The organism is Euzebya rosea, from assembly GCF_003073135.1.
Lineage (GTDB): Bacteria > Actinomycetota > Nitriliruptoria > Euzebyales > Euzebyaceae > Euzebya > Euzebya rosea.
Genome location: NZ_PGDQ01000006.1, coordinates 206,176 through 219,583, shown reverse-complemented (window position 1 = coordinate 219,583; position 13,408 = coordinate 206,176). Strand labels below are relative to the sequence as shown.

Here is a 13,408-nt window from a genome sequence, read left to right as displayed (position 1 = left end):
CCTCCCGCCTCGTGGCGGTCGTCGATGTGGACATCTGGAACGCCGGGACCTGCTGGGGTGTTCCCCGCCGGCGCACCCGACCCTACGATCCCGCCATGACCACCAGCCAGTCCTCGACCCGTCCGTTTCCGCTCGAGGAGGTGCGTGCGCTGCCGAAGGCCGAGCTGCACGTCCACCTCGAGGGGACCGTCGATCCGGCGACCCTGCTGGAGCTGGCCGAGCGGCACGGCGCCCGGCCGCCCGCCGACACCGTCGAGGGGGTGCAGGACTGGTATCGCTTCGAGGACTTCCCGATGTTCCTCGAGCGGTACTTCGCCGTGCTGGAGCTGCTGCGCGAACCCGAGGACTTCGCCACGATCGCCGAGCGCTACCTCGACGCCGCACATGCCCAGGGTGCGGTCCACGTCGAGCTGCACGTGTCGGCGACCGGCCACATCGCCGAGGGCGGCAAGGCGTGGGCCCCCATCCACGACGGCATCGTCGAGGGGTGCCAGCGTGCGGCTGGCCGGACGGGGATCTCCTGGGGGCTGATCCCCGACATCTCCCCGCACCTCGGAGCCGAGGTCTGCGCCGAGGCGATGGAGGAGGTGTTCGCCCACGACCTCGACCACGTCGTCGCGATCGGCATGGGCGGTCCGGCTGAGTCGTGGCCGACGCAGGACTTCGAGGCCATCTACCGCCGGGCCGAGTCGCTCGGCATCCCGGGGGTGGCCCATGCCGCCGAGCACGGCGACCCGTGGGAGGTGCGGCACGCCGTCGAGCGATTCGGCGCACGCCGTATCCAGCACGGGATCGGCGTGGTCGACGACCCGGACGTCGTCGCGCTGCTCGTCGAGCGGGGCATCCCCTGCGACGTGGCCCCGGGCTCGAACCTGGCCCTGAACGCCGTCGCGTCCCCGGCGGCCCATCCCCTGCGCCGCATGCTCGAGGCCGGGATCACGGTCACGTTGGCCAGCGACGACCCGCCCCTGTTCCGGACCTCGCTGCTGGAGGAGTACCAGCGCGCGTGGGAGTGGTGTGACCTGGACATGGACGGCATGGCCCGACTGGCCCGCAACTCCATCGAGCACAGCTTCGCCAGCGACACCGACAAGGGGAGATGGTTGGCACGGCTTGCCTGACGGCGATCGACACGGGCCGCTCGCCAGCGCCTACTTGACCCCGGACCCAGCGGTCCTCGTGCCTGCCCTGATCCGGAACCGTTCGATGGACTGGCTGGCGCCCTCGGCGAGGTCGGCGAGGACCTCCCCGATGGCGGGCGTGAACTTGAAGCCGTGGCCGCTGAACCCGGCGCCGATGACGACCCGGTCCACGCGGTCCAGCACGAAGTCCCGGTCCGGCGTCGTGGTGTACAGGCAGCGGGTCATGCTGACCGGCGTCGGATCGATCCCCGGCAGCCACCGGCGGATGTAGTCGGCCAGGCGTGCGGTGGCGGCGGTGTCCTCGTCGAAGGGTCGGTCGTCGGGGTCCAGCCATTCGGGTCGGTAGTGCTCCGACACCTTGACCCCCTCGCCGGGCACACCGAACAGGTAGACGTCCTCGACCCCCCGGTGCACGGCCGGCAGCCACTCCCCCGGATGGCGCACGACCGGGCGGAAGAACATCGGCTGCTCGGCGCTGACCTGCATGGGCGGCAGCGCCACGACTCCATCCAGCACCTTCTGGGTCCACGCGCCGACGGTGCTGACGATCCGGTCGGCCCGGAGCACGCTGCCGTCGTCGAGGCGGACCGCCACCCCACCGTCGCCCACGTCGACGCCCACCACGGCCGTGGCAACCCGGACGTCGGCACCGTGCTGTCGTGTCCGCTGCAGCAGCACGTCGAGGGTGCGCTGTGCCGCGACACGGCCGCCGGTCGGGTGATGCACGACGGCGGCGTCGAAGCGCATCCCCGGCCACCGCGCGGCCGCCCGCTCGGGGTCCAGCACCTCGTGCTCCACGTCGTTGGCGACGAAGGCGTCGGTGATCGGCGCGATGGCATCGGCAGGACCGTGGTCGACGACCCCCGTCAGCTCCAGCAAGCTGGCCCCGGTGCGTGCCTCGAGGTCCCGCCAGCGCGGCAGCGCCGCACGGGCCAGGGCGATGTAGTCGGCGTCCTCGTAGCCCAGGCGGAAGACCCGGGCGGTGGCATGGCTGGATCCGCGCGCGTGGCCGGGCTCGAAGCGCTCGACGAGGGCCACCCGTCGGCCCCGGCCGGCCAGGGCGTGCGCCGTCGCCAGCCCCATCGCACCGGCGCCCAGGACGACGACATCGTGGGTGGTCATGACGTGGCTGCTCCCCTGCGGACGGACCGGGTGGTGGTGACCGGCCCCAGTGTCGCCGACCGACCTGTTCTCGTTCCGACCCTCGACCGCGGACGTGGACGCACGGTCCCCGACGAGTCAGATGGTGATGATCACTTTGCCGCGGGCCCGGCCCGACTCGCTGTGCGTCATGGCTGCGGCCGCGTCGGCCAGCGAGAAGGTGCGGTCGATGACGGTGCGGACCGACCCGTCGGCCAGCCAGCCGGTGATGGTCAGGAGGTCCTCCCGCACCGACTCGTCGGCGGTGAACGTGACCAGGTCGTGGGATGAGAAGCGGTTGCGGAGGACGACCCGGAGGGCCCGTACCGCAGGGCCGAGGAGGGCGCCGTCCTCGTCCGAGCCGACCATCACGTACCGGCCGCCGGGCGCCAGCAGGCCCATGTACTCCCCCAGCGGCTGGGCGCCGGCGATCTGCACGACCAGGTCGAAGCGCGGCCCCAGCCCGGCGAGGTCCTGGGTCCGGTAGTCGACGACCTCCTCGGCGCCCAGCCCTCGCACCAGCTCGGCGTTGCGGTCGCTGCACACGGCGGTCACCCGGCCGCCGAGCGCACGGGCCATCTGCACGGCGAACGTGCCGACACCACCGGAGGCACCGACGACGATCACCCGCTCACCGGCGGCCAGCCGACCGTGACGCTGCAGTGCCTGCAGCGCCGTGAAGGCGGCGACCCCCACCCCGCCGGCTTCCTCGACGGTGACGTTGGGCGGTCGACGCACGAGCCGGGCCGCCTCGACCGCGACCAGCTCGGCCAGCGTCCCACCGGGCGCTGCCCCGAGGACCGGGTCGCCCGGCTGCAGGTCGGTGACGGCGTCGCCGACCGCCTCCACGGTGCCCGACACGTCCGCACCGGGGATCGGCCGGTCCCGCGGTCCTCGCAGACCTGCGACGAGCCGGAGGAACAGGGGTGTGCCCCGCATGTAGTGCCAGTCCAGCGGCTGCAGGCTGGTGGCCTGCTGCCGGACCAGCACCTCGGTCGGTCGGGGGACCGGGACGTCCACGGCCTGGAGGTCGAGCACCTCCGGTCCGCCGTAGCCCTGCTGGACGATCGCCTTCATGGTCTGTGAGTCGCGCATGCCGTGCATGCTGGCCCCCACCCGATCTCGGGGACATGGGGGGTTTCCCCTACGGTCAGCCCTCGACCACGACGGTGTCGGTGGCGGACCGGCCGAACACCTCCGGGGTGTAGATCTCCTCGGCCTTCGTCGGCGGGACGACGAAGGTGCCGGGAGTGGTCGCACGGGCGATGTAGTCGTAGGTGTAGGTGCCGGCAGGCAGGTAGCCGCTGAAGGCCTCGGCCCGGTCGTCGCGAAGGTTCTGGTGGTCGAACCATGTCGGGAACCAGCCGATGGAGTCGAACAGGTCACAGCAGATCTCACCCGGGGAGGGGAAGTCGCTCGGCTCCTCCGGCTCCGGCGGCAGCGCGGGCGATGCCGCCAGCGCGGGGTTGACGATCTCCAGCCCCGCAGGCAGCGGGTCGACAAGCGCCATGTTCACCCGTCGGCTGTCGGCCACCATGGTCAGTCGCACCCGGACCTCGGCCCCGGCGCGGATGCGCCAGGTCCCGTCGTCGCCGAGCACCACGTCACCGGGGTCGCCGACGGCCTCGTAGGCACGCTCGACGACGAAGCCCTCGTCGCGTGGTTCGAGGCGCAGGTCATCCGGCGCCGTCCGCAGGCCGAGCCGGTAGTACAGCCGGCCCTCGCCGTCCTTGGACAGCACGATCGTCGGGTCCTCGCGGGACAGCAGCTCGGCGGTCGGCACGACGGTCAGCATGGAGTCGGTCGAGCGCCCCTGGTAGGGGTGCTCGGCGGCGTAGAGGTCACCCAGCCAGACGCGGGCCACGAAGTCAGGGGTGGTCGCCTCGAAGGTGTCGAAGTACCGCTTCAGCGCCAGCAGGACGAAGGCGTTCTCCTGCACGTTGTCCCAGCGGCCCTGCTTCTGGTTGGCGATCAGGCCGTTGACGATCTTGGGCACCAGGTCGCTGTCCGGCTGCTGGTCGAGGTAGGCGTCGAGGACGATCCCGTCGGTGCGACGGTCCGAGCCGAGCACCAGGTAGGCGTCCTCGCCGTAGCCGGTCACGAACGTCGCCGCCGACGGCGTCTCGGTCACCTGGTTGGCGAACGTTCGCTCGATGGCGGCACGGATGTCGGCGTCGTCGACGACGGGCCACAGCCAGGCGATGGCGTCCAGCGGCAGCGTGTCGTCGTCGCCGGTCGCACCCTCCAGCGCCCGGTACACCTCCGCGGCACGACCCGGGTCGCGGTCGCCGGCCAGGTCACGGACGTGCACGGCGTAGGCGCGGATGGTCTGCCGGGTCGTCTCGCTCCACTCCGGGTCGATGACCGCCTCGATCGAGCGCAGTCGTTCGAGCGCCCGGTCGAGGGTGCCGGACGGGACGTCGTAGCCGGCGTCGCGGGCAGCGATCAGCGCGTGGGCGGCCTGGATGGTGTGGTACGGCTCGGTCGGGCGGTTGCGCTGCCAGACGGGCCAGCCACCGTCGTCGTTCTGCAGGCCGACGAGGCCGGCGATGTCGGCGGCGACGGTCTGCTCGATCTCGGCGGCGGGCGGCAGCTGCTCGGCCTCGAAGGCCTCGAGCACGTCACGCAGCGCAGCGCTGGCGAGTATGCGGGAGGCGAACGCGTCGCTGGAGGTGTAGGGGTAGTCCGACAGGTACAGCACGGCGTCGGTGAGGGCCTGCAGGGCGGTGGAGGAGGTGGTGACCTCCAGCCCGCCGAACTGCGGCACGACCCCGTCGGGGGTGAGGAGCGGCTGCGCGACGGCACCCTCGTCGACGACCCCGTAGGTGGCGAAGGACTCGCTGGTGGTCGGGGTGTGGACGGGCAGCGACACGGTGGCGGAGTCCGCTGACTCGCCATCGCCGGAGCTGCTGACGGCGGTGGCCCGGAAGCGTGCGGTGCCGGCGTCGGCGGCGGTCACGGGGAAGCGCACCTCGACCCGGTTGTTCGCCGGGACGGTGACGGTGGTGCCGGTCCGGGTCTCGTCGGGACCCTCGACCGCGAGGTTGGCGGTCTCGAGGACCACGTCGGCGGTGAGGTCGGTATCGGTCTGGTTCTGCAGGACGACCGGCAGCTGGAAGGCATCACCGAAGTTGGCGAAGCGCGGTGCGGACGGGCGGACCTGGAGCGGCAGCCGGGCGGTCAGGGTCGACTCGCCCTTGCCGAACCGGTCGTTGCCGGACGCCGCCACGGCGAGGATCCGGTAGCGGGTCAGGTTGTCGGGCAGGTCGACGTCAACCGTTGCCCGCCCGGCCGCGTCAGTCGTGACGGACGGGGCGAACACGGCGAGGGCGTCGAAGTCGGACCGCACCTCGATCGGCGCACCGCCCCCCTGCTCGCCCTCCGGGGTCGCCGCCAACGGCGCGGCCGCCGCCGTCGCCCCTCCCGCGGTGCCGTCGGTGTCGGCCGCCGCGTCCTCGGTCACCTCGAAGAGGGCCTCGTCCTCGGCTCCCTCCGCGACGCTTTCCTCGCGATCACCATCGGTCCCGGCGGGCACGGGGGTGTCGGCCCGGGACAGCAGGATCGTGCGACGCAGGTACTCGCTGTCCAGCCACGTGTAGAGGTCCCCGTGGAAGGTGGCGACCGGATCGGCCAGGTCGTAGCCGATCAGCGACAGGACGGCCTCGTCGACCACGACGACCGCCAGGTCGGCGCCCTCGACGGGAGTGCCCGCGGCGTCGGTGACGGTCACGTCGACCGCGGTGGAGCCGCCGGGCACGATCGCCGTGTCGCGGGGCACGGCGTCGACGGTCAGCGTGCGCGACGTGGGCGGCACGTCGATCCGGACCGACCCCGTGGCGTAGGCGGGACGGGCGGGCAGGTCCGGTGCGGGCGATCCGTCGTCCAGCAGCCGTGGGGCCGCGCCGACCAGGTCGACCTGGACGGTGATGCCGGGGACCATGTCGTCGGCCAGCGGGATCTCGACGACGGCGCTGCCGTCGGTCACGCCGACCACCCGGGTGCTGGCGATGCCGTTGTGGGTCACGGTGACCAGGCCCGTGGCCGGGCCGAACGGGGCCGGCACGAGGATCTCCGCGGTGTCCCCGACCACGTAGTCCTGCCGGGCCGGGATGAGCGTCAGCTGCTCCTGCTCGATGCGGCGGGTGGGGACCGCCTCGGCGCCGCTGACCCACATCTCGTACTCGGTGCGGTTGGTCCCGCCGTCGGCGTCGGTGACGGTGCCGGAGATCCGGTAGCGGCCGCCGACCTCGGTGGCGAACTCGCAGCGCTGCGGCTCGGCGGCGCTGGTCAGCTCGCAGGTCCGCGGGTCGACGGCCGTTTCGGTCAGCACACCGTCGACGTACTCCTCCACCAGGCGTTCGGCGGTCAGCACGAGCGGTTCGCCGACGATGGCGGTGCCGTCGATGTCGGTCAGGACGGCATCCATGCGGATCGGGTCGCCCTGCCGGACGAAGGCCCGGTCGCTGCGCAGCCCGAGGTACCGCTGGCCGGCGTGGACCAGCAGGTCGGTGGTCGAGGCGAACGCCTGCCGGTTGACGTCCTCGACGGCGGCGTTGGCCGACACCAGCGTCGGCTGGTCGGGCGCGTCACCCTCCAGCTCGATCTCGAGGAAGTGCGCGCCGGACGCGTCGGTGACGCCCTCGAACCGCTCGACGGTCTCCTCCCCACCGGGGAAGCAGCAGATGTCCTGCTCGAACGCACCGAACTCGGCCTCGAACCCACGCCCTCCGAAGGACCCGCCGCCGACGAACCACCAAGGCACGAAGATCCCGAAGCTGAACCCCTCCCATCCGGGCGGTTCGTAGGTGCCGTCGCGGTGGCTGACGGTCCATGTCACGGGGGCGTTGGGCAGGCCGCCACCGGCGAAGTAGGTGGCCTCGGCCGCGACGGTGATCGGGCTGGTGACGACGTGCGGGGCAGGGCTCTCCGCACGGGTGGCGACCTCGAACTCGGGCCGGCGGAACTCCTCGATCCGCAGGGGGTGCTCGAAGAAGGTGTCCTGCAGGCCGGGGACACCGGACAGCTGGAAGGCGATCGTGCCGTAGCCGAGGTTGGCGCCGGCGGGCAGCTCGATGGCCAGGTCGAAGGCCCCCAGGGCGTTCAGGTCGACCTGGCCGGACCCGATCTCGGTGTACTGCCCGTCGAACACCTGGTAGTCGACGCTGGCGCCGTCGCCCGGCAGCACCAGGTCGGCGTTGCCGGAAAGGCGCAGCTGGCGGATCCAGCCCTTCAACCGGACGGTTTCACCGGGCCGGTACAGGCCGCGGTCGTCGAAGACGTACCAGCGGGAGACGTCGTTCCGGGGCTGGGCCTGCCAGCGTTCGCGCCATCCCGAGCCCAGCACCGCCGTCTGGTCCCCGACGGTGGCGGTGATGGTCGGGTCGCCGGAGCTGTCCAGCCGGAACGTCGCCAGGCCGTCGGCGTCGGTGGTGGCGGTGCCGCCGTCGTGGGCCACCTCGGCGCCGGCGATGGGGCTGCCGTCGCGCAGGTCGGTGGTCCACACGACCAGCTGCTCGCCGTCGGCGAACGCGTCGATGCCGACGGTCGTGGCCTGGACCCAGACCAGCATCTGCAGGTTGTTCCAGTACTCCTCGCTGTCCCGCGGGAAGGTCCGGTTCGGTTCGACGTACAGCAACGCCTGCCCGGCCCCGTCGGGGAACGCCTCGGACAGGTCGACGATCGTCTCCACGGTGGTGCCGTCGCTGGCACCGGTCTCGACGGTCCGGTCGAACAGGACGGGGAAGTCGGGGGGCGTCAGCTCGTCGCTCCACCGGTCGAGGGCGATGTAGCGCGACCAGTCGTCGGGTTCGACGTCGAGGGCGACGACGCGAAGGTCCTCGTGGCCGGCGCTGACCAGCGAGACCGACGGCTGCTCGGCCAGCGGGTCGACGGTGACCATGTCGCTGTCGAACCGGCGGAGGAACGGCATCGGGTCCCCGACGTCGAACTCCCGGGTCTCCTCGGCGCCGAGGACCTGGCCGCGGTCGTCCCGCAGGCTGGCGGGCACGGTGACCCGGTAGGTGGTGTCGGCCTCGGTCGCCCCCTGGACGACGATGACGTTGCCCTGCACGCCGATGGTGGCGCCGCGCAGCTCGGGCTCGACGGTGACGGTCGCCGGCTCGAAGGCGGCGGTGTCCAGCGGGTTGGAGAACTCCACGAGCAGCGGCTGGCCGGGACGGCAGCCCTGCCCGTAGCCACACTCGGTGCGCACGATCCTCAGGGGAGGGAAGGTCCGCCCGCTGTAGCGCTGCTCGGCAGCGGTCGTGCGCGGCCCCTCCGCCGACGGCATGCCCTCCCCGAAGGTGACGGTCAGCGGGGTGTCGGCGGGCAACGGCTCGACCGGGCGGAACGCCACCCAGCGGCCGTCGAGCGCCCGGTCGACGATCGGCCGGACGGTGTCGTCGGCGTCGATCTCCTCCGGTGTCGCCTGGCGCACGGGGCGGGTGCCGTCGGCATCGAGGGTCAGGTGATCCAGGACCGCAGCCGGGTCCACGACCTGGTCGAACACGGCGACGAAGGTCGGCTGCAGCACGAGGCTGTTGCCCTGCGGGGCGAACGCCTCCACGGTCGGGGCAGGTGTGGCGAAGTCGAAGGTGACGTCCTGTGCCAGCGTGCCGCCGGTCTCGGACGTGGTGCCGGCCGGGACGGTCACGGTGAAGGCCGTGGCCATGGGCAGGCGGTCGATCGTGCCCGGGGTGTGCTCGAAGCGAAGGGTGCGGGTGCCGATCCACCGCCATCGACCGTCCAGCTCGGGTGTGACGGTGACCGGGACGTCGGCGGCGTCGAGCTGCTCGAGGGTGGCCAGCGGGACCATGGGTTGGTTGAAGGTGATGCTCAGCGAGGGGGCGATGTCGACCTCGCCCTCGGGCTGGACCCGCACGACCTCCAGCGGCCCCGCGGGGACGTCGGGGGCAGCGGCATCGTCGCCCCCGGCGGGTGGGAAGGTCGTCGGGACGGTCTGTCCGGCGACGGGCGGGGGCAGCGTCTCGGCGGGCCGGTTGAAGGCCTGGCGGTCACCCTCCTCCTCCCCGAACGGCTCCAGCCGGTCGATGATGGCATCGACCCGGTCGGCCTCCAGCGGCGTGCCGGTGGCCACCTCGACGGGGTCGTCGGCCTGCGCCACCGACTGGCCCTGGCGGAGGCGGACCCGAAGGGGTTGGCCGTCCTCGTCGGTCGCGGCGGGGGTGCCGTCCTCGGCGGTGGCGTCGTTCACGTCGTCCTCGTCGTCCCCGGAGACCGTGCACATGGTGGCGACCACCGCGAGGGCGATGAACACCGACAGGAACAGGGGCCAGAGTCCGCGGAGTCGGGTGGTTGTGGTCGGCATGTCGAGGGGCCTCTGCGTCGTCACTGCGATCGATTCGACACCATGGGTGGTGCCGTCGTTGCGAGGTCCGACGCGAGATCGTCACCGGTGGTTCCCGAGCAGGTCCGAAATCCACGAAGACCAGTCGCGATGCCGCTCGGGAGGGATCAGCCGGTGCGGTTGCCCCAGGCGTCGACGCCGGTGACGGTCGGCAGGTCCGTGCCCGGCAGGGTGACCCGGAAGATCGCGTGGATGGTGTTGGCGTCGACCTCCACGATCTCGGGAGCCGAGTCGACCGCCACGCCGGCGGCGCCCTCGAAGGTCGCCGTGCCGGTCCGGACCGGTGCCGGCCGGTCCGCGGGCAGGTCCGCGTCGAGCAGCCGTCGGTTGGTCGGGACCGGGGTGTAGGCCAGCCGGGCAGTCACGGTGTCACCGTCGCGGGTCACCTCGAGCACCTGGAGGGTGTCGGCGGGCTGCACGTCGAAGGGAGCGGAGGCCACCTCGTAGGTCCCGGCGAGCACCCCGGTCGCCCCGGCGGCGGTGAATCGGTAGGTCCCCGCCGGCCAGTCCTTCGGAGCCTCGAAGTCGACCACCCAGAGGTGGGCGTCACCGGACAACCGGTAGGTCAGCGCGTACTCGAACGGGCGGTCCAGCGGTCGTCCACCACGGACGTCGGCCGCGACCCACCCACCGTCGGCGTCCAGTCGTTCCAGCACGACCGTCGGCAGGTCCACCACCGGGTCGCCCCCCTCGAAGCGGAAGGTGGTCGAGTCGAACCGGGCCACGTCCGTGGGCTGGGTGACGACCCGTCCGGGGCGGGGTGCGGGGGCGGCGGCTGCGGGCACCCAGGGACGTTGGACGTAGCTGACCTCCAGCTCGTCGGCCGGCATGGCGGCGGTGCCATCCAGCGCGGCCATCACGGCGACGGTGGCGTCGAGGATCCGGCCGCCCTGCCTCCAGCCCCAGAAGGTCGTGGTGCCCTCCACGCGGCCCATCAGCCAGTCGGCTCGGCTGTCGGGGAGGATGTAGCCGACGTGGTCCTGGGCGTACCCGACGACGAAGGTGTCGGCCGGATCGGTGGAGGACGCCTCGACCAGGCGGAGGCCCTGCTCGACCAGCGGCTCGCCGGGCTGGGTGATCAGCCGCAGGTCACCGATGTCGGCGACGGTGACGCGGGTGTCCAGCGGCACGAACGAGCCGTTCTCGGCGTGGCCGTTGTCGGCCAGGTCCCACGCGTCGGGTGCGGGCGCGGGGACGCAGTTGCGGTCGCTCGCGACGCCCTCGAGCACTGCGGTGTCGGCGTTGTTGCACTGCACGGCACCCCACTCGTGGGGGTACTCGTCGCCGGTGTAGCCCAGCGCGTCGCGGTCCAGCAGGATCCGCTGGCTGGCGACCTCGATGTCGGGGGCGGTCTGCCAGGTGTCGATGCCGTCGGCGAGGGCGCGGACCTGCCGGCCGAGCAACTCCCCGAACCGTTCGATGCGCTGCAGCGTCGGACGCCCGCGTCCGTCTCGGTCCGCCCGGGGGCTCACGTCGCCCGACGCCGACTGCACGAACATGGCCACGACGGGCGTGTCGTGGGTCGACTCGACGTACCGCTCGGCGGCGGCGGGGGCCCCGCCGGAGAAGAAGTGGTTCTCGACGTCGAACATGATCCCGTGCGCCGCGAAGTTCATGACGACGGCGAGGGGGGCGACGGGCTGCCCCGTGGCGGCGTCGATGTGGTCGATCGTGATGACCCCGAGGCGTCGTCGGAACGCATCCTGCTGCGCGACACGGGCGGCGTCCCACGGGTCGCGGGGCCGGCGGAAGGAGTTCAGCGAGTCGCGGTGGGTGTCAGCGCCCATGGTGTGGCCGATGCGGGCCGGCACGGTGTCGGTGACGGCGTCCACGACGACGTCGGCCACGTCGTTGACGAGCCGGTCCAGCACCTCGGGCTGGAACACGTCCATGGCCGCCCAGAAGTAGCGGACGCTGTCACCGGCGACGGCACCCGGACCGTGGTGGGAGTGGGTGGCGGTCAGGACCAGCCCGTCGGCGACGTCGATGCCGGTGCGGTCCAGCACCCGCTGGGCGACGGCGAGGGTCAGCTCGTCGAGGCTGCCGATGGTGTCGGTCTTGACCAGGACGCTCCAGTCGGTGCCGTCGAACAGCGCGATGGCCTTGGCGGTCAGGGCGTCGTGGTAGCCGCGGCTGGGCGGGGAGATGGTCGCGAACGGCGAGTGGCCGGCACGGGCCTCGTCGGGGACGTGCACGATCGGGGTGCCGTCCTCGGAGAAGCCGGGCGACAGGTCGGTGTAGTGGGCAGGTGTCTGCTCGCCGAACAGCTCACCGCCGACCGGCGGGCGCAGGTATCCCCCGAGCGGCGTCCCGACGGGCACCCGCAGCAGCCCCTCGGCCGCGCCGGCCCGAAGCGGCGCGGCCGGCCCCTCCGAGGTGTCGTTGTCCAGCGTCGTGCCGGATCCGATGTCGGTCAGGACGGGTGGTCGCACGATCCGGTCGGCGTCGAACGCGGGCGTCACCAGCGCCGCCGCAGGGGTGGCCACGACGGCGGTGATGGCGATGGTCGACAGCAGTCGGCGCAGGCGGATGGTCGGCAACACGGCCATGGCGGGGTCCCTCGGAGTTCGGCTCTACACGGTGTGGTTCGCCGTTCGACCGGCGACATCCTCCCCCGCACGCATCGGGATAAATGTTGCTGCTTCCAACAAAAAGGGTTTGCCGGCCTCGTGGGGATTCGGCATGCTCCGTGCCATGCCCATCGCCACGCCCGAGTCCTACGCCGCCATGCTCGACCGCGCCAAGTCCGGCGGGTTCGCCTACCCGGCCATCAACGTGACGTCGTCACAGACGCTCAGCGCGGCGCTGGCCGGGCTGGCCGAGGCCGGCAGCGACGGCATCCTGCAGGTGTCGACCGGTGGGGCCGGCTACTGGTCCGGCGGCAGCCGCAACGACATGGTCGTCGGCGGCCTGGCCTTCGCGGCCTGCGCCAGGGAGCTCGCGGCGCAGTACCCGATCGAGGTGGCGCTGCACACCGACCACTGCCCGCCGGACAAGCTGGACGGCTTCGTCAAGCCGCTCCTGGCGATCAGCCGCGAACGTGTGGAGGCGGGCGGCCTGCCGCTGTTCCAGAGCCACATGTGGGACGGGTCCGCCGTGCCGCTCGCGGAGAACCTGCGCATCGGCGCCGAGCTGCTGGAGGCCTGCGCGGCCGCCAACATCATCCTCGAGGTCGAGGTCGGTGTCGTCGGCGGCGAGGAGGACGGGGTCGTCGCGGAGATCAACGAGCAGCTCTACACCTCCCCCCAGGACTACCTGGACACCGTCGCCGCCCTCGGCGTCGGCGAGAAGGGCCGCTACCTGCTGGCCGCCACCTTCGGCAACGTGCACGGCGTCTACAAGCCCGGCAACGTCACCCTCCGGCCGGAGATCCTCGCCGAGGGGCAACGGGTCGCCGCCGAGCACCTCGGCCAGCCCGACGGCGCCAAGCCGTTCGACCTGGTCTTCCACGGTGGGTCGGGGTCCGACCCCGCCGACATCGCCGCCGCGATCAGCCATGGTGTGGTGAAGATGAACATCGACACCGACACCCAGTACGCGTTCGCCCGGCCGGTGGCCGACCACATGTTCCGCAACTACGACGGCGTCCTGAAGGTCGACGGCGAGGTCGGCAACAAGAAGGTCTACGACCCCCGCGTGTGGGGCCGTGCGGCGGAGACGAGCATGGCTGCCCGGGTGGCCCAGGCCTGCGCCGACCTCGGCTCGGCGGGCAAGAGCCCGTCCGCCTGAGCCAGTCCCCCTGAGCCTGAGCCAGTACCGC

At 72.3% G+C, this 13,408-nt stretch carries 6 protein-coding genes; 2 read left to right on the top strand and 4 right to left on the bottom strand.

Annotated elements, in window-relative coordinates; genetic code table 11:
- Window positions 1-95 precede the first annotated feature (95 nt).
- Window positions 96-1,121 (top strand): adenosine deaminase, encoded by a 1,026-nt coding sequence (gene add / locus CUC05_RS10030; RefSeq protein WP_157965421.1) that lies wholly within the window; start codon window positions 96-98, stop codon window positions 1,119-1,121.
- A gap of 30 nt (window positions 1,122-1,151) precedes the next feature.
- Here the strand turns inward: add and CUC05_RS10025 are convergent, their stop codons facing one another.
- The 4 genes from CUC05_RS10025 to CUC05_RS10010 form a co-directional block, all read right to left on the bottom strand.
- Window positions 1,152-2,264, bottom strand: coding sequence for an FAD-dependent oxidoreductase (locus CUC05_RS10025; RefSeq protein ID WP_108665959.1), 1,113 nt, complete (start codon window positions 2,262-2,264; stop codon window positions 1,152-1,154).
- 117 nt (window positions 2,265-2,381) lie between these two features.
- Window positions 2,382-3,377, bottom strand: a complete 996-nt coding sequence (locus CUC05_RS10020) for an NAD(P)-dependent alcohol dehydrogenase (protein ID WP_170127974.1) — start codon at window positions 3,375-3,377, stop codon at window positions 2,382-2,384.
- A 55-nt stretch (window positions 3,378-3,432) separates the two neighbouring features.
- Window positions 3,433-9,609: an alpha-2-macroglobulin family protein gene (locus CUC05_RS10015; protein WP_108665957.1), complete on the bottom strand. Its 6,177-nt coding sequence runs from the start codon at window positions 9,607-9,609 to the stop codon at window positions 3,433-3,435.
- A gap of 146 nt (window positions 9,610-9,755) precedes the next feature.
- Entirely contained in the window at window positions 9,756-12,197 is a 2,442-nt protein-coding gene (locus CUC05_RS10010) for a neutral/alkaline non-lysosomal ceramidase N-terminal domain-containing protein (RefSeq protein WP_108665956.1), read from the bottom strand.
- Between the two features lie 145 nt (window positions 12,198-12,342).
- On the opposite strand from CUC05_RS10010, the gene fbaA reads away from it, so the two are divergent.
- Entirely contained in the window at window positions 12,343-13,377 is a 1,035-nt protein-coding gene (gene fbaA / locus CUC05_RS10005) for a class II fructose-bisphosphate aldolase (RefSeq protein WP_108666151.1), read from the top strand.
- Window positions 13,378-13,408 lie beyond the last annotated feature (31 nt).

What these genes read in the sequence shown, in the direction of transcription:
- add (WP_157965421.1), top strand. Translation starts at nt 96, where the DNA reads ATGACCACCAGCCAGTCCTCGACCCGTCCGTTTCCGCTCGAGGAGGTG.
- CUC05_RS10025 (WP_108665959.1), bottom strand. Translation starts at nt 2,264, where the DNA reads ATGACCACCCACGATGTCGTCGTCCTGGGCGCCGGTGCGATGGGGCTG.
- CUC05_RS10020 (WP_170127974.1), bottom strand. Translation starts at nt 3,377, where the DNA reads ATGCGCGACTCACAGACCATGAAGGCGATCGTCCAGCAGGGCTACGGC.
- CUC05_RS10015 (WP_108665957.1), bottom strand. Translation starts at nt 9,609, where the DNA reads ATGCCGACCACAACCACCCGACTCCGCGGACTCTGGCCCCTGTTCCTG.
- CUC05_RS10010 (WP_108665956.1), bottom strand. Translation starts at nt 12,197, where the DNA reads ATGGCCGTGTTGCCGACCATCCGCCTGCGCCGACTGCTGTCGACCATC.
- fbaA (WP_108666151.1), top strand. Translation starts at nt 12,343, where the DNA reads ATGCCCATCGCCACGCCCGAGTCCTACGCCGCCATGCTCGACCGCGCC.